Raw genomic sequence first — 16,102 nt, forward strand, 5'->3', positions numbered from 1 at the left:
AATATCTATAACAGCTAACAATAAAGATTCAAAACCATGGAACTCAATCCTCTGCTCGACGCATTACAGGCCCATCTCCCCGAGATCCTCCGCTGGTCCGGTGCGATCGCGAAGCGGCTGCGAAATTTCAATATCGCTGTCGAGAATAAATCATCGGGCAGCGCCCTCACTGACGCCCTGACTCTGGCTGATCTGACATTGCAGGAATTGATTGTCGCTGCCTTACGCGATCGCGATCCCATTTTTCGTGAGTGCCGCATCGAAGCCGAAGAGAAAACCGGCGACCTGAATCGCTTCTCAGAGGACTCTCCCTATGTACTCTCGATCGATCCGATTGATGGCACTAAACAGTATCGTGATAAAACAGCCAACGGTTACTGTGTCATGGTTCATCTGCGCGATAGTGAAACGGTCCATTATTCGCTGGTTTATATTCCGGAAACCGGAGAACAGGGCACCTGGGTAGAAGCAGTACACAAAAAAGTGATTTGTGGTCCAGATGACCTGAGCCGTCCCGCCCGGGAAGTACTGGATGCGATGCCTGGCATTGATCCTCAGACACGCCCCGATTCACCACGCATCTACCTGATCGGCTTCCAGGATAAAGATACATCGAATGCCCAACTGGTGACGGAAACCGGGCTGGAGGGAGTCCCACCGGATGAAATGCCGGGCAGTATCTATGACCACCTGGCAACTGGAGCCTTTGGCGGTTCGCTGATCCATACCCCGAATGTCTACGACTTTCCAGTCTCACTGCACATCGCCCGCATCCTGGGTGGCGATGCGGTGTGGGTACACAATGGCGAGCCGGTTAACTTTCACGAGCACTGGCTCGACGAACGGGCAGACATGCTGCGTCTGCCCGGTATCACGGCCTGTAGCGCCAATCCAGAGACGTTAAAAACACTCTGTGAGCTGGCAAAAGACTGGAGCCAGGTCCGTTATCAGGACTGAGTTGTCGTAGAAACGGCATCTGCTGAAAGTTCTTCAACTACTTCCAGCGGCTTAGTCGCTTCGACAATAATTCCGCCCAGCTTCAGGAACTGATGGATCGGTGTAAACCAGTGCTGCTCTTTCCAGGGCAGCCCCGTCTCTTCGAAGGCCTGCTGAAGCTCAATTCTATTATAGGTTTTGCACTTCCAGGTCGCGCTGTTGAGCATACCAGACAGACGATCTTCGGTGGCCATCAGAAACAGGCTGCCACCAGGCTGCAGAACACGGTGAATTTCTGACAGGCCATGGCGGGGATCCGTCAAGTATTCCAGCACCCAGCCACAGGTAACGCAATCAAAAGATTCATCCTGAAATGGCAGACAGGTCAAATCTGCTGAAAGATAATCCGGACGTGGACTCCCCATACGGTTGCGCGCCCGCTTCAGCATCTGATGGGAAAGGTCGCAGGCCACCAGTCTTGCATCGGGATGTGTTTCACGAAGTAAATGTCCCAAAATCTGGCCAGCCCCAGCACCAATATCCAGGATATTCCGAAACTCGGTCACATCGAAACGACGAGTTTTGAGAATCCGCCCTACCAGGGGATCATGCAGTGACAGCTTACTGGCCAGATAGAGCACTGCTCCTGCCGGACCGTCATATAATTTCCGAGCGGTCGACTGAAACTGGTTCTGATCCAGTTCGGACGCGCCGCGAAATTCGATCAGTGAGCGAATCGATTGTTTGAGGCGTTGCCGCTTTGGATTATTTTTTTGGGGAGAACTTAATGGAGCCATAGTGCACTGTGCTTGTGAAACCGGAAGGAATGCTATTTAGAGCAGATGCAGGACTGAAACAGTCCCCCATCCTAACAAGGGGCCCTGGTCAACGCGTCAGGTATTCCTGATTTCTTAAAAATCACGTAAGAACACTTTTTACGCAAGCGTTATAAACTTCCTAATGATAATACCTTAAGAGAGTCAATTATTCCAGCAGCTTGATCAATCGAATTACGCCGGTTATGATCAAGTGCATTGGGACAGATTCAAATCAGTATTTCCTAAGCAGTTAGACCTGAATCGTGATTCGTCGCGGGATCGAAAATCTTACTTTTTTTGACCGTTGAATTGCGCCGCAAAACAATTTCTGCAGAAAATCTAAGGCTTAAATTGTTCAATGACCGAACGGATCAATTTAAAACAGACTGACGATATCCGTGATGTGATCCATCTGGCAGTCCAGTACCTGGCTAAAGGCGAATTAGTTGCATTTCCAACGGCAACTGCTTACGTGATTGCAGGACAGGCTTTGAGTCCGGATGGCATGCAAAAACTCAAACATCTTGCCGGGAATGAAGATCCGCTGGTGCTCTGTGTCAAAGATTTTGATGAAGCACAGGATTATCTCCCGGAAATGCCTCCGATTGCTCGCAAACTCTCAAAACGCTGCTGGCCCGGTCCGATCGTACTGGAACTCGATCGCCCCGGTCCTGACACGCTGTTCTCTGAGTTGCCTGGTGAAGTACAGCAGCAGATCTGCCCTGCAGAGCGTATCCGACTGCGTGCCCCGGCACATGAGATTATTTTTCAGACCATGCGGCTCTCTCCTTCACCACTGGTTCTACTGAATGAAGACGCTCGTTTTCAGACAGCAGACGCCGTGACGGAGGCGTTCGGAGACCAGATCGCTTTGGTTATTGATGATGGCCCATCCCGCTTCGGAGATCAGTCTACCCTGGTCTCCATCAAGGACAATCAATGGAGCATTCTCCAACCAGGCGTCGTCACAGATACAACACTGAAGCGACTTTCCAGTGAAATCTACCTGTTTGTCTGCACAGGAAACACCTGCCGCAGCCCGATGGCTGAAGGCCTGTTCCGAAAACTGCTCTCCGATAAACTGGGCTGTCAGGAAGATGAACTGTCGGACCGTGGCTATATTGTGGCCTCAGCAGGACTCGCAGCTGCAATGGGAGCCCCTCCCAGCCCCGAAGGCGTCTCGATTCTGGCTGAACAGGGCATTGATATTCAGGCTCATGAAAGTCAACCACTGACCGAACGCCTACTTGACCAGTCCGATCATCTTTATACGATGACACAAGGACATCGATCCGCGATTCTCGCGGAACGCCCCGATCTGGCAGAAACCGTCAGATTGCTCTCACCCAATGGGAAAGATATCTCAGACCCGATCGGTGGAGGCTATCAGTGCTACGTAGACTGTAAACAAGAAATAGAGAACTGTTTAAAGACGATTGTCACTCAACTCCATCTCCCTGAGTGAAAATTGAGCGAACCGGATTCCCCCCCCGCCTGAGTTCTCGTTTTTACGATAAAATATACCTAACATCAGCAAGTACTCGCTTGCTATAATAGATTAGTAATCATTAACCTTACCTTTATGAAGATACTGTTAACTCTGCACCCGCGAGCTCATTTCACGCACGGTGAATAGAGTTTCGGTCTGGCCAGCGAGTCTGTTAGCCAGGCGTTCTGAGCTCAGCAGCCTGCCATAATCCGATTGGGCTGCATGGAGCCTGTGCAGAGGGCTCTCTTTTTTAGATCATCCAAATATCAAAGAGTTTCGATGAAAATTGCAGTTGCCAGCGATCACCGGGGATTCTCCACTAAAGCCAAGATCCTCACACTCCTTAACCAGTTGGGGCATGTCGCTTACGATTACGGCCCGGAAGATGGCGAGTGCGTCGACTACCCTGACTATGCAGTGAAAGTGGCAAAAGCCATCGGCGACAAGTCCATAGATCGGGGAATTCTGATCTGTGGTACCGGCATGGGTATGTGCATCGTAGCCAACAAATTCCCCGGAGTCCGGGCAACACCATGCCACGACGACATCACAGCCCAAATGAGCCGCCTGCATAATGATTCCAATGTTCTATGCCTTTCAGCCGACCTGCTGGGAGACCGGCTCGTGAATCGCATGGTAGAAATCTGGCTCAAGGAAGAATTTGAGGGGGGACGGCACGCACGTCGACTGGAAAAACTCCATAAGGTCGAAGAAGAGACCATGCACCCTCACGAAGAAGCCTAAGCAGTGCAACGGACGGGGCTTTCACAGGTTCTGTTTGCGCCCATCGCCTGTGTCCATCCAACCTTCGGAATATCACCATCCTGCGGCAGGTTTCACCTGTGAAACTCTTCCGCGGCCTCTGCAAGATAGTCCTCAGTAGTCATAGAATTTCCCTCACTGAATCCTTTTCAAATGGATCAAATCTCTGTATCGTCAACAGAGAGATATCAGGGATTTTTTGACCTCTTTTTTCCAGATTTCCGCTGTTCAATCTCTGGGGAAAAGAACTTACACAGAGGGTTTTACGATCATGGATCAGGCCAATTTAAAATTTACTAAAACTCACGAATGGGTCGGCGTTGAAGGCGAACTGGCAACAGTAGGAATCACGGATTTCGCCGTCAATCAGTTAACCGACCTGGTCTATATTGACCTGCCAGCAGTCGGCTCAACCTGCGAAGCGGGAAAAGTTTTCGGCGAAGTCGAGAGCGTTAAAGCAGTCAGTGACCTCTACTCGCCCGTCAGTGGAGAAATTGCAGAAGTCAACGAATCACTGGTTGATGATCAGGCTCCGCTTTCTGACGATCCATTTGGCACCGGTTGGATTACTAAAATCAAAATGTCCAACCCGGCTGAGCTCGAACAATTCATGGACGCAGACGAATACAAAAAATTCTGCGAATCCGAAGCGCACTGAGAGTTGCTCCGCCACCGGCGAACTTCCTGCATTGCCACTGCGGCAGGCTGAAATAGACAGCCTGCCTGTCGGATCATGATTTCGTGGCAAATTGGAAAAAACAGATTACCAATATATCCAGCGCTACTATAAACCCTCGGGCTGAAGCTTCAGCCATCATCACCCTCTACATTTATGATTGAGTGAACCGTGTCTTATCTCTTCAACACACCAGAACAGCAGCAACAGATGCTGCAGACCATCGGCGTCGACTCACTGGAAGCCCTGTTCTCGACCATCCCCTCAGACCTGCGACTGGATCGCCCCCTGGATCTCCCCCCTGCTCTGACAGAAATGGAACTGCAGAAGCATTTCTCTAATCTGGCCAGTCAGAATGTCGGCCCCGGGGATCGCGTCTGCATGCTGGGCGGTGGAGCCTATGACCATTTTGTGCCGGCAGCCGTCGATGAAATTGCCCGTCGGGGTGAATTTTACACCGCTTACACTCCTTATCAGGCGGAAGCCAGTCAGGGAAGCCTGCAGACCTTCTTCGAATTCCAGTCTCTCATCTGCCAGCTCACTGGCATGGATGTTTCCAATGCGAGCCTGTATGAGGGGGGAACCTGTGTCAGTGAAGCCGCCTTCATGGCAATGCGGGTCACGAATCGACACAATCGGGTTGTCCTGCTCGGATCATTGCACCCGGAATATCGACAGGTCGTGGAAACCTATCTGAGACACCTCAACTGCGAAGTGGTGATCGTTCCCTGCAAAGACGGTTCTGTCGATCCTGCCGATGTCGACGCAGCCATGGATGATCAGACCGCTTGCCTGGTCATTCAACATCCCAACTTCTTCGGTACTCTGGAAGAAGCTGCTGAGCTGACCGAAATTGCACATCGTTATGGGGCACTCTCTGTAGTTTCCTACGATCCAATCAGCCTTGGAATCCTGAGTCGTCCTGGCGACTATGGAGCCGATATCGCGATTGCCGAAGGTCAGTCGCTGGGCACCCCTCTTCAATTTGGTGGCCCCTACCTGGGCCTGTTCTCCTGCAGTGAGAAATTCGTCCGCCGCATGCCTGGTCGCCTGATCGGCCAGACTGTCGACCGTAACGGTAAACGCTGCTATGTTTTGAATCTCCAGGCACGCGAGCAGCATATTCGTCGCGACAAAGCAACCAGTAACATCTGCAGTAACCAGGGGCTGATTGCAATCCGGGCTGCCGTCTATCTTTCCCTGCTGGGTAAACAGGGCATCCGGGAAGTCGCTGAACTTTCCTGCCAGAAAGCTCACTACGCAGCAGACCAACTCACGAGCGTTGAAGGCATTGAACTGCTCTTCCCAGAGCGTCCTTACTTCAAAGAGTTTGCCGTCAGTTGTTCCGAAGGAGCTGACTATCTGCTGCGAAAAGCGCGTCAGGCAGGCTTCGATCTGGGACCGGAGCTTTCCCGCTTTACCTTTGAAAATAATCCAGAAAGCTATCAGACAGCCGTACTGGTAGCGATCACAGAACAGCGCACCAGGGAAGAAATCGATCGCCTGGTGACTGCACTCAAGGCATAAACGCGACGCTCGACTCCGCGTTCACCGTTTCAATCGTCAAATATTTCGAAGCGATAACTACTACCATGCGAAACAAACTGGCCACTCAATCTTTATTTGCTCTCTCTCAGCCCGGACGTCGCGGTGCACAGTTTCCTGCTGCTGATGTTCCAGTCAAACCGCTTGAGGAGTTGATCCCCGCGCAGGCACTGGCCACCGAACCCACTGGGTTGCCTGAAGTCACCGAATCTGATGTGATTCGGCACTTTGTCAATCTCTCCACCTTAAACATGTGTGTGGACACTCACTTTTATCCGCTGGGCAGTTGTACGATGAAATACAACCCCAAGCGCCACGAACGGCTTTCCAGTCTGCCCGGCATCGTCGACCTGCATCCCTACCAGAATCAGGCTGACCTGCAGGGCATGCTCGGTCTGCTTTATGAAATGCAGGAAATGCTGGCAGAAATCTCAGGACTGCCAGCGGTTTCCCTGCAACCAGCCGCTGGTGCCCAGGGAGAATTCACTGCCCTGCTGACAGCAAAAGCCTACTTTGAGGACAAAGGGGAAAAACGAACCAAGGTTCTGTTCCCCAACAGTGCGCACGGCACCAACCCGGCCAGTGCCGCAATCGCAGGCTTTGACTGCGTCCAGCTGGCAAGCAGTAAAGAAGGACTGGTCGACCTGGAAGATCTGAAATCACATCTGGATGATCAGACCGCCGTTTTCATGGTCACCAACCCCAACACACTGGGACTGTTCGAGAAAGACATTAAACAGATCGCTCAGATGGTTCACGACGTAGGTGGCCTGGTCTACATTGATGGTGCCAACATGAACGCGATCCTGGGCTATACCCGTCCGGGTGACTTCGGCGGAGACATGATGCATTTCAATGTGCATAAAACCTTCACTGGTCCTCACGGAGCAGGTGGACCGGGTTCCGGCCCGATCGCCGTTCGTGATTTCCTGGCTGACTTCCTGCCCGGCCCCGTCATCAGCCATGATGCTTCCGCTGAGGAAGGGGAAGCATACCAGCTTGTTACACCACCCAAATCAATCGGCCGTGTTCGCTCCTTCTGCGGAAACATCGGCATTCTGGTACGGGGCTACTGCTATCTGCGCACACTGGGTGCAGCGGGGTTAAAAGCGGTTTCTGAAAATGCGGTCTTGAATGCGAACTACCTCAAGGCCCTGCTCAAAGACGTGCTGCCTGTTCCCAATGGGGATCTGTGTATGCACGAGTTCGTGGCCTCCGCATCGAAGAGCAAGGCAGCCAACGGCATCACAGCCATGGACATCGCCAAGCGGCTGCTCGATTTTGGATTCCATGCCCCGACGGTCTACTTCCCGCTGGTAGTGCCGGAAGCCATCATGGTTGAGCCGACCGAAACGGAATCCAAAGAAACTCTGGATGCCTTCGCTGAGACGATTGTTAAAATCCTCCAGGAAGATCCCGAGTTCCTGCATCAGGCTCCGCACTCTACAGACGTCAGTCGACCAGACGAAGTGGTTGCGGCGCGTAATCCAATTCTCCAATGCTGCGATTCAGAATAACAAAACGACTCACTTCCTATATTCCTGAATGAACTGCTTCCCGGCATGACAGCTTCTCATCTTCCAGATCACTGTCGAATGCTCAATGAACCAGCTCCCCAGCCGGGAAGCTGGAATATGGCTGTGGATGAATCCCTGCTGGAATCAGCCGTGTCAGACCAGGTCTGTTCGCTCCGCTGGTACCGCTGGGATCAGGCAACGATCTCCCTGGGTTACTTTCAGCAGAACGACAGCGAAGCCCAACAGGGGCCCTGGGAAGGACTCCCCCGCGTCCGCCGACTCTCTGGTGGTGGTGCGATTTTGCATCATCACGAACTGACTTACTCATTTACAGTACCCGCCAATCACCCTCTTGCGAAGTCGCCACCAGAGCTATATGTCGCCATTCACCAGCCTCTGATCGAAGTACTGGCGGCACACGGTCTGAATGTAGAATTCCGGGGAGTTTCCTTCCGTTCCGCCTCAGAACCCTTTCTCTGTTTTGGACGTGGAGATGAAAGGGATCTGGTCTACCAGGGTCAGAAAATACTGGGGAGTGCACAACGACGCCGGCGCGGAGCCATCGTTCAGCATGGCAGCCTGCTCCTGTTGACTTCAGAGTACGCTCCCGAATTTCCCGGTCTGTTGAATCTGGTTGAGCAACCCGGTCGCTATAGTGAAGAATTGCTCAACGCGCTCACCACAGACTTCTCACAGGCAATTTCGACAGCATTAAAATTACCTCTCCAGTCTGGAAACCTGACTGACGAAGAAACCCAGCGAGCCCGTACGCTGGAAAAAGAAAAATATTCACAAGACAGCTGGACCAGCCGCAAAAAACAGGTTTAGCAGTTGAGAATTCAGCAGTTACTAAAATCAAGCAAAATCGATACGTTATTAATAAATTATTTACGTGTTGGATGCAGGATTGATACTTGTTGACATACCGTCAAATCCCTGATAGCGTTACATATATAAAGCTCTTATTTTATTTTCTTTCAGCAGTTTAAAAATTGTGTGTTACGGAAAGAAGTAGTGGATCTTTGCTTACGATGAAGTGAGACAAACCACACAATGCGGGCCAAAAGGGCATTGTTATTTGCTCCTTCCATTTATTGACGAGAAGTTTTTCACTCATTTCTGTTTCTTGTTCATTTTCGATTCCTGTCTCCTTTCTTCTGTCAAAATGAAAACAAGTCACCTGAGTTAGAATGGTGCGTGTTATCGCCATTCCACAATCCAGAACATTAACACGTTCTGCGGGCACCCACGGAGTGAATGATTTATGTTACAGCTTTCTCTGAAAGTCATTGGCGGTCGCCATGATGGCAAACAGATTCCCATTAAGGGTAAAAAATTCCTCATTGGGCGTGAAGAAGATTGCCATTTACGACCTAACAGTGATATGGTCAGTCGTCACCATTGCGTCTTTACGGTCGATGAATACAGCGTACGCTTGCGAGATTTCGGCAGCACCAACGGAACACTGGTCAACGGAAAACGCATCAAAGGTGAAGTTCAACTGTCGCATGGAGACAAAATCCAGGTAGGCAAGCTGGACTTTGAAATTGTAATCTCACACAGTCCGGAAGCAAAAGAAGCTCCAGCGGGAGCAGCTCCGGGAAGTGATATCCTCACCGGCTCCGATACGGTCTTTGATATTCCCGTCCACAAAGAGGAAACCGAAGAGGCGAAAGCTGAGTCTGCAGAAAGTGAACCAGCACCTGCGGACGATGCACCGGATGCTCCCGGGGTCTATGAAGGGGACACCCAGATTCTGACTGCAGAGCAACAGCAACAGGCACAACAGGCCTATGACCAGGCCGCTCAGCAACAGGGTTACCCACAGCAACCTTACGGCTATCCCCCCCAGCAGATGCCTTATCCGTATCCGATGCCACCTCAGTATTACCCGCAGCAGGGGTATCCTCAACAACCCATGCCGGCGTACCCGCAACAATACCAGATGCCACCTCAGGGTTACCCCCAGCAACCGCCTCAACAGCCCCAGGACCAACAGGGAGAACAAGGGCGGTCAGGAGTTCCTGATCTCCCTCCAGTGACTCTGCCCAAACCTGAGGAAACCGGACTGAAAAACAAAGAGTAGAATGCTCTGAGTTTCAGCCAGAATGCATACAGAACAGAGATGAGATACTGAGTTCCAGTTCTCATCTCTATTTTTTTATAGGTATAGTGGCCTTAGTTTCCGCTTGAGAATACGCCATTCTGCAAGCTGCCCATTGCTTTTATGATTCCTGTTTGGGAAAATCATAATCATCAAGCAGGTTTATAAGACTATGCGAAACAGGTCGAAATCTAAAGGGAGATACTTTCAGTGAATGACTCAGCCAGTGCCAGCAATGATATCCAGCGTCGTTATCGTGAATTTCTCGATCTACTGCCGTTGACCCTGTCACTTGCAGGACTCCCTGCCAGTGATCACGGTAAATATTATACCGAAGAGCAGGTCGAGGCGCGCGCCTATACCATCAAACATGCTTTCAAGCAGGCTCGCATCCTCGCTCGGGAATGCATTCAGAAATAACTGATCTCCCGAATCAGATTCGCGCTGAGCAAGTATCAATAAAAAAGCCACACCAGGCAGGTGCGGCTTTTTTTACGTTCAACTAAAGCTTAGACAGTGGTGACACTGGCCTCTATTATGACAGGAGAGGTTACTCTGCTTTAGTCTTCAATTCGAAAGTAAATTCGTTTGGCCCGGACTCGCTGACTTCAGCTTCCAGTGTGGTCTTCTCATTATACTCCGCAGGCAGATACTGCTCCACGGCAGGTACTGCCGGCTCCCCGGGAGCGCCACCAGCGACGGTCTTTCCGGGAATCTCGCGTGTCGCGGTAATCACAACAGCTTTTTTGCCCGCAACTGTTTCAAATGAGAACGTCCCCTCTTCAATCTTGCCAGCACCACTGGTCGCTTTCCCCTCTGCATCGCGGAAAATAATATCCCCTTCTGCCAGAGGTTCTCCATCCACGGTTACTTTACCAGAGACCGGATAATTAGTCGGTCCTGACTCACCACCACCACATCCAGCAAGCACACCTGCAGTGCAGGCCAACATCAGATAATACGCAACTGTTTTCATTGACTCATTCCTGTAAGTTCTGCCCGCGCCGCACAATCTGTGTCGGGACGGGCAGATTTCATTTTGACTTGAAACGCTTAAAATTCTCCAATGACTTCATCGCCAGAACGGGTAGCCAGCGCTCGGAAAGTCCCCAGATCAATATTATTTGAGACAAAGCGAACTGCTCCGTCAGCCATTCCGACGTGCACTCCCCCCACGTGTTGACTGCGTGCATAGTTCCGTCGGTTCGACTGATTCGTTACACATGGTGCATTCACATCCGTGGTTGACTTACAAAGATAATTCTGATCGGGCACCTTGGTATTGGGTGTCTCATATGCAGTGAAAGTTACTTCGCCATGCGCCCCACCAATCCAGTAGCAGCCCGGGCATCCCCAGGAAAAACCGCTGGGGACTGCAACACGCTGCACACCTTCACTGAGCATCATCGTATTCGAGGTACCATCGGTCACATCACGGATCTTCGTTTTGGTCTCGTAACCAAACATCCCATTATCTGATCCAGTCGAAAGATTGCTTGACCCTCCGATACAGGCCATATAATTCCCGCCCCAACGAACGCCTGTATTTTCTGCAAACGCAGGTCCAATATCCGAAGGGCACATGAAGGCCGGCAAAGCAGTTCTTACAAAAGTCTGACTGCTCGAAATGTTATGCACATGATTACTGACACTGGCTGACAGATTCGCACAGTCCCCTTCGTACTGATTATACATCGGGGCCTGATCTACGTAAGGGAGAAGACGATGAAACCAGGTATCTCGCTGATGACAGGCCTGGGGGTACCAACCGTTTCCACCGCGATGTGCGTAGGGAAATACCGAATGAGCGCTTTCATAGTTGTGCAGTGCCAGGCTGATCTGCTTCACATTGTTCTTACATGTACTCCGTCGGGCTGCCTCACGAGCCTGCTGCACGGCTGGTAACAACAGTGCAATCAGAATGGCAATAATCGCGATGACCACCAGTAACTCAATCAACGTAAATCCACGCTTTCCGGGGAAGGTTCTCAAGTGCCTCATTTTGAACATCCTTAAAATACAGGTTAATAAAAACAACACATTTAATAATAAACAGTTAATTTAGAACATATTATTAAATGAAATATAATAAGTTTCGGGTGCTTATCGAAGGTTGTCAACTTTCAGATTTAAAGGTTTTTCAGATAGGGACTTAGGCCTCGCAAAAGCCCGCACATTCGACTATCTGAACAAACTCAAGCCAACAAGATCGATAAGTCTAGAATAGTAGCGTCTAAAGAATCAGGCACACACCACATGTATTCATATGACCCCTACTTCTGTTAGTAAGCTGCAATTCCTATTTCATTAGCCTGGCCCCCTGAAGAAAACCCGACCGAATTTTTAGCCTCCCCTGAAACTCCCGCAGTAGAAAACTGGTATAGTTAGTGAAATCGAATGAAGTTCTGATTCCGAATTCTGTTGTTGTGCAAGCTGAAACGGGATTTTTCCGTGAACGAAGAAGATGCGGCACTGGTCCAAAGTTGCCTGGAAGGTAATACGGCGGAGATGCGCGCGTTCGTAGCACGGTTTCAGAGTTCCATCTTTGGCTTGTGCTATCGGATGCTGGGGCATCGCCAGGACGCGGAGGACGTGGCTCAGGAAGTCTTCGTCCGCGCCTTTCGCAGTCTGCATCAGTGGGACCCTGCCAGGACTTTAAAGCCCTGGTTACTCACGATCGCTGCCAATCGTTGTCGGACGTTCCTCAGCCAACGGTCCCGTCGACCTGTCCCTGCTGAATTTGCATCGGAACTGGCCGTCAGTCAGTCGTCTGAAGAGCTGCAGGATCTGGGTGAAGAACTTCAAAACGCCATCAGTCAGTTGCGGGAAGATCACCGCACCTGCTTTATTCTGTTTCACCAGGAAAATTTGAGTTGTCAGGAGATTGGAGCAGTGCTGGAACGTCCGGAAGGGACGATTAAAACCTGGCTGCATCGATCCCGTCAGGAACTGGCATCTACCTTAAGACAACGTGGAATTGTACCAGAGGTCAGACATGAATCTCGTTGAATATCAATCGAAACTGGAATCCATGATCGAATCACAGTGCTTCGATCAACGTTCCCAGCTGGAAAAACAGTCCGCACTTTCCCCGGAACATCAGCGGCTCTGGGAAGATTTTCTCATCCTGGAACAGGCACTCCCCGCATGGGAACAGACCATGCCTGAGATTGATCTGGTTGATGCGGTGCTGGCCCAGTTGACTGACACATCGGATAATAGCGACCTGCCTTCTGTGACTACAGATAGAGTCGCCCGCCCTCATCGTCTTTCTACTCCCTGGATCTGGACCAGTCTAGCAGCCGCCGGTTTGCTATTGGCGATTGTGATTCCGTTTTTCACCAATCGATCAGAGAAGGAATCCGGCCTCCTGGTAGCTACCAGCCCTCCGACTCCCAAGCCTGCAGCTAAACAGCCCACCGCTCCGCACGATCTGAATCAGCTGCTGAAAAATGCAGGCGCTGCTTCGTGGGGACTTGCCCAAAGTACAGCCGGAGCGATGTCGGAGGCTGTCACCCTGGTCCCGGTTTCACGGTCGGCCTCTCAGTCTGTAGATACACTTCCTTCTGAACCGAACTGGGTTGATGATATCAATTCAGAAATGCAACCCATTAAAGATCAGTTCAATCACGCCTGGAACTTTATTATTCATTCGGTCCCTGAGTCATCAACGAAAATCTGATACTTTTAACTCGCGCAGAGTCTCATCAGGAATACAGTTCATGAAACCAAATCCATCAGTCAATTGCAGACGCTTGACCACACTTCGGTTCGTGCCAGCCCTCATCCTGAGTCTACTCTGTTGTCTTTCCGCCCGTACAGCCTTCGCCTCCCGGCCGCTCAGTCAACTCGTCGATCAGAAAGCAGGGCTGTATCTCGAAGCCACACAGCTGGATCAACATATAAAGCAGTTCCTGCATTCCCAGCTCGCATCTCGCTTTCGTGAGACAGATGTCTTCCAGCACTGGCTTCGCAGCCAGGATGTGAAAAACCTGAAACAGGGCCTCACTCAGCTGGAAACATTGACTCAACGCCCGTTACTTCCCCTGCTCCGGGATCTGTTCGGAGAATCGGTTGGCCTGGCAGTATTTAATAATGGCCCGGATCAGAATCCCTCCATACTGCTACTAACCGATATTAAGGATCCTGCTGCAACCCGTGCTCTGTTTGCAGACTGGTTTCAAAAGACAGGCATTAAAGTGACGGAATCAACTCATCTTGATATTGCCTGCTTTACTGCCAGCCAACAGACGGCGGATGCCGAGAAGGCTTCTCCTGGGATCCATTATACGTTTCTGGAACAAACTCTGATTCTCTCTGAAAATGAGAACCTGCTCCACTCCAGCGTCGCACTCTTTGCCGCTTTGCAGGAAGGGAAACCTCTTAAGGAGCAGAACTGCCTCTACAATCTCAAGATGTACCAGCGAGCGCGTGCAGTGCTCGCCGATGATGTCACAGGTTCCGCCTTCCTGAACCCACGGGCCTGGGATGAATTTATCAAACCTCCGCGTAATGAAGTCGAACAGGGAATTGTCAACTGGTGGCAGAAAACCGGTGCACTGATCGCAGGTCTGCATCTAAAAAATACTCTCGCACTGGAGACCGTGATTCTATTCAATTCCGAAGTGATCGATCTGCCGCTGCTCAATATTCTGCAGACTTCAGCCAGCACTCCGGATCCCTACACGCTGATTCCACAGAAGGCCCTGGCGGTGATGGCTGGCCAGCTGAATCTACAGTTGTTGACGCAAAAGTTTGTCGATTTCTATGCCCAGAAACACCCGGAAAAGTGGAAAAAAATTCATGCGGCCAGTGTTGGCCTGCTGGGTGGGCTGGATCCGATCACTGACATTGCCAGTGCCCTGGGACCTAACGTCCTGTTTTATTCGGTTCCCCGCCAGCAACTGTCCTTCGATGCGATCTCATTCGACGGTCTGATCGCCATGCAACTCTCTCCTCCTGAGAATGCATCATCCTCATCAGAAAAATCCAGTTATCATCTGGCTCTCGAAAATGTAGCCCACTTCCTGATGAACAGCGTGCTTGTTCAGCACAATACGGATGCGAAGCACAAGGATGAACCAGCGATCCTCAATGTGGAAGATCATAATTTATATCATCTACGCTGGATCGACCACCTGGGACCTTACCAGCCCGCTTACGGCATCAGTGATCAACAACTGGTCCTGGCCAGTTCCCCGGATCTCGTCCGTGAGTTTTTCACCTTGAAGTCCGAGGACAGTCTTGCAGCGCTGCCCCTGTTTCAATCCTGGAAGGAGACTTTTTTCCAGGAAGAGAAACAGCTTTGCTTCCTGAACATTTCTTCGATTCGCACTTTCATCGAACAGAATTCCGATTTTCTGGCAGAACAGCTCTCAAGACAGCAGGACAGTGATCTAGCCAAGGGAAAAAGCAAGCTGGCAGGGCTCAAAAGCCTGCTGGAGTCATTTGATGGAGTCTTTCTGGCGGCAGGACTGCAGAAAACACAGGTCCGGATCGTCATCGGTCTGGGATCACTCTCACCGACACGGTGAGCAATCTCAACTCTGTACACAATTCTGAACAAAGCACGACAGGAGCCGCCCGATAATCCTCATAATCGGGATGACTACTCAATCGGCACGGTCGATCATGCTTATCGGTGTTAATTATTTTAAACAAATCTCCCAATCCGGATTTTGGTGGGAATAATTGAGTAAGTTAGCTCCACTTTCCGACTCGGGCCAGAACTATTTCGGAATCGTGGAGAAATTCTTCCCCAAAGCATATGAACGGATTGTGTGAGAATGACTGGGAGTCCTTTTGTATCGGACTTGGTTCTCAACACTGGTGTATATGTGAAAGCCTCAGGTAATTGAACTCCCTCAAAGAAAGCTGAAATTGAATATGGTAAATCAACTTGATCCCCCCTCTGAACTGGTTGTTGACCGTCGTCGTGTTAATCGTAGAGCTTCCGGCAGCAAAGGTACCATTCATGAGAAGCATGGCGTTGTGGATCAGCGGAAAATCGAGCGTCGCCGCCAGATCGATCCAACCACCTGCGAACGCGACTACAGCGAACAGGAAATCGATTTCATGAAAGCCATGGATGATTACAAACGACGCAGCGGTCGGCAGTTCCCCACCTGGAGTGAAGTACTGGAAGTCCTCCACAGCATGGGCTATCGCAAGGTTGCTGAGCCAACAGATATTTCGCTCTGATCACAAATCAAATAAGGTCAAACCTGCAGGTGGGATGCGATTGATTCGCTTCCC

The 16,102-nt window shown here is 50.7% G+C and carries 16 protein-coding genes; 13 read left to right on the plus strand and 3 right to left on the minus strand.

Going from position 1 to position 16,102, the window contains the following annotated elements:
• Positions 1 to 36 precede the first annotated feature (36 nt).
• Positions 37 to 957: an inositol monophosphatase family protein gene (locus FYZ48_RS13930; protein WP_149341336.1), complete on the plus strand. Its 921-nt coding sequence runs from the start codon at positions 37 to 39 to the stop codon at positions 955 to 957.
• Here the strand turns inward: FYZ48_RS13930 and FYZ48_RS13935 are convergent.
• Positions 948 to 1,733, minus strand: coding sequence for a class I SAM-dependent methyltransferase (locus FYZ48_RS13935; RefSeq protein ID WP_149341338.1), 786 nt, complete (start codon positions 1,731 to 1,733; stop codon positions 948 to 950). The genes FYZ48_RS13930 and FYZ48_RS13935 overlap by 10 nt on opposite strands.
• 379 nt (positions 1,734 to 2,112) lie before the next feature.
• On the opposite strand from FYZ48_RS13935, the gene FYZ48_RS13940 reads away from it, so the two are divergent.
• The 8 genes from FYZ48_RS13940 (at position 2,113) to FYZ48_RS13975 (ending at position 10,267) form a co-directional block, all read left to right on the plus strand.
• Positions 2,113 to 3,219, plus strand: coding sequence for an arsenate reductase/protein-tyrosine-phosphatase family protein (locus FYZ48_RS13940; protein ID WP_149341340.1), 1,107 nt, complete (start codon positions 2,113 to 2,115; stop codon positions 3,217 to 3,219).
• A gap of 303 nt (positions 3,220 to 3,522) precedes the next feature.
• Positions 3,523 to 3,987, plus strand: a complete 465-nt coding sequence (rpiB, locus tag FYZ48_RS13945) for a ribose 5-phosphate isomerase B (protein WP_145181247.1) — start codon at positions 3,523 to 3,525, stop codon at positions 3,985 to 3,987.
• A 289-nt stretch (positions 3,988 to 4,276) separates the two neighbouring features.
• Positions 4,277 to 4,663 (plus strand): glycine cleavage system protein GcvH, encoded by a 387-nt coding sequence (gcvH, locus tag FYZ48_RS13950; protein WP_145037415.1) that lies wholly within the window; start codon positions 4,277 to 4,279, stop codon positions 4,661 to 4,663.
• Between the two features lie 189 nt (positions 4,664 to 4,852).
• The gene (gene gcvPA, locus FYZ48_RS13955) at positions 4,853 to 6,208 is read left to right on the plus strand and encodes an aminomethyl-transferring glycine dehydrogenase subunit GcvPA (protein ID WP_149341342.1); all 1,356 of its coding nucleotides are present in this window, start codon (positions 4,853 to 4,855) and stop codon (positions 6,206 to 6,208) included.
• A 65-nt stretch (positions 6,209 to 6,273) separates the two neighbouring features.
• Positions 6,274 to 7,743: an aminomethyl-transferring glycine dehydrogenase subunit GcvPB gene (gene gcvPB, locus FYZ48_RS13960; protein WP_149341344.1), complete on the plus strand. Its 1,470-nt coding sequence runs from the start codon at positions 6,274 to 6,276 to the stop codon at positions 7,741 to 7,743.
• A gap of 78 nt (positions 7,744 to 7,821) precedes the next feature.
• Positions 7,822 to 8,571 carry a lipoate--protein ligase family protein gene (locus FYZ48_RS13965; protein ID WP_187782022.1) on the plus strand — a complete coding sequence of 250 codons (750 nt, stop codon included), beginning with the start codon at positions 7,822 to 7,824 and terminating at the stop codon, positions 8,569 to 8,571.
• A gap of 436 nt (positions 8,572 to 9,007) precedes the next feature.
• Entirely contained in the window at positions 9,008 to 9,829 is an 822-nt protein-coding gene (locus tag FYZ48_RS13970; protein WP_149341348.1) for an FHA domain-containing protein, read from the plus strand.
• A gap of 228 nt (positions 9,830 to 10,057) precedes the next feature.
• Positions 10,058 to 10,267, plus strand: coding sequence for a hypothetical protein (locus FYZ48_RS13975; RefSeq protein WP_145037406.1), 210 nt, complete (start codon positions 10,058 to 10,060; stop codon positions 10,265 to 10,267).
• Positions 10,268 to 10,397: 130 nt separating this feature from the next.
• Here the strand turns inward: FYZ48_RS13975 and FYZ48_RS13980 are convergent, their stop codons facing one another.
• Both FYZ48_RS13980 and FYZ48_RS13985 read right to left on the minus strand, forming a co-directional pair.
• Entirely contained in the window at positions 10,398 to 10,823 is a 426-nt protein-coding gene (locus tag FYZ48_RS13980; RefSeq protein ID WP_145037403.1) for a hypothetical protein, read from the minus strand.
• Positions 10,824 to 10,900: 77 nt separating this feature from the next.
• On the minus strand, positions 10,901 to 11,848 hold the full coding sequence (locus tag FYZ48_RS13985; RefSeq protein WP_149341350.1) for a DUF1559 domain-containing protein: 948 nt from the start codon (positions 11,846 to 11,848) through the stop codon (positions 10,901 to 10,903).
• Between the two features lie 450 nt (positions 11,849 to 12,298).
• Between FYZ48_RS13985 and FYZ48_RS13990 the strand changes: the two genes are divergently transcribed.
• From FYZ48_RS13990 to FYZ48_RS14005, 4 genes are all read left to right on the plus strand, one after another.
• Positions 12,299 to 12,856, plus strand: coding sequence for an RNA polymerase sigma factor (locus tag FYZ48_RS13990; RefSeq protein WP_149341352.1), 558 nt, complete (start codon positions 12,299 to 12,301; stop codon positions 12,854 to 12,856).
• On the plus strand, positions 12,843 to 13,529 hold the full coding sequence (locus FYZ48_RS13995) for a hypothetical protein (RefSeq protein ID WP_149341354.1): 687 nt from the start codon (positions 12,843 to 12,845) through the stop codon (positions 13,527 to 13,529). The genes FYZ48_RS13990 and FYZ48_RS13995 overlap by 14 nt, the downstream gene beginning before the upstream one ends.
• Before the next feature lie 40 nt (positions 13,530 to 13,569).
• The gene (locus tag FYZ48_RS14000; protein ID WP_187782023.1) at positions 13,570 to 15,381 is read left to right on the plus strand and encodes a DUF3352 domain-containing protein; all 1,812 of its coding nucleotides are present in this window, start codon (positions 13,570 to 13,572) and stop codon (positions 15,379 to 15,381) included.
• 352 nt (positions 15,382 to 15,733) lie between these two features.
• Positions 15,734 to 16,048, plus strand: coding sequence for a hypothetical protein (locus FYZ48_RS14005; protein WP_145037393.1), 315 nt, complete (start codon positions 15,734 to 15,736; stop codon positions 16,046 to 16,048).
• Positions 16,049 to 16,102: the final 54 nt, after the last annotated feature.

The organism is Gimesia chilikensis, assembly GCF_008329715.1.
GTDB lineage: Bacteria > Planctomycetota > Planctomycetia > Planctomycetales > Planctomycetaceae > Gimesia > Gimesia chilikensis.

Coding starts and splice junctions, on each gene's coding strand:
- FYZ48_RS13980 (WP_145037403.1), bottom strand. CDS start 10,823: ATGAAAACAGTTGCGTATTATCTGATGTTGGCCTGCACTGCAGGTGTG.
- FYZ48_RS13965 (WP_187782022.1), top strand. CDS start 7,822: ATGCTCAATGAACCAGCTCCCCAGCCGGGAAGCTGGAATATGGCTGTG.
- FYZ48_RS13930 (WP_149341336.1), top strand. CDS start 37: ATGGAACTCAATCCTCTGCTCGACGCATTACAGGCCCATCTCCCCGAG.
- FYZ48_RS13995 (WP_149341354.1), top strand. CDS start 12,843: ATGAATCTCGTTGAATATCAATCGAAACTGGAATCCATGATCGAATCA.
- gcvPB (WP_149341344.1), top strand. CDS start 6,274: ATGCGAAACAAACTGGCCACTCAATCTTTATTTGCTCTCTCTCAGCCC.
- FYZ48_RS13985 (WP_149341350.1), bottom strand. CDS start 11,848: ATGAGGCACTTGAGAACCTTCCCCGGAAAGCGTGGATTTACGTTGATT.
- FYZ48_RS13970 (WP_149341348.1), top strand. CDS start 9,008: ATGTTACAGCTTTCTCTGAAAGTCATTGGCGGTCGCCATGATGGCAAA.
- FYZ48_RS14000 (WP_187782023.1), top strand. CDS start 13,570: ATGAAACCAAATCCATCAGTCAATTGCAGACGCTTGACCACACTTCGG.
- gcvH (WP_145037415.1), top strand. CDS start 4,277: ATGGATCAGGCCAATTTAAAATTTACTAAAACTCACGAATGGGTCGGC.
- rpiB (WP_145181247.1), top strand. CDS start 3,523: ATGAAAATTGCAGTTGCCAGCGATCACCGGGGATTCTCCACTAAAGCC.
- FYZ48_RS13935 (WP_149341338.1), bottom strand. CDS start 1,733: ATGGCTCCATTAAGTTCTCCCCAAAAAAATAATCCAAAGCGGCAACGC.
- FYZ48_RS14005 (WP_145037393.1), top strand. CDS start 15,734: ATGGTAAATCAACTTGATCCCCCCTCTGAACTGGTTGTTGACCGTCGT.
- FYZ48_RS13940 (WP_149341340.1), top strand. CDS start 2,113: ATGACCGAACGGATCAATTTAAAACAGACTGACGATATCCGTGATGTG.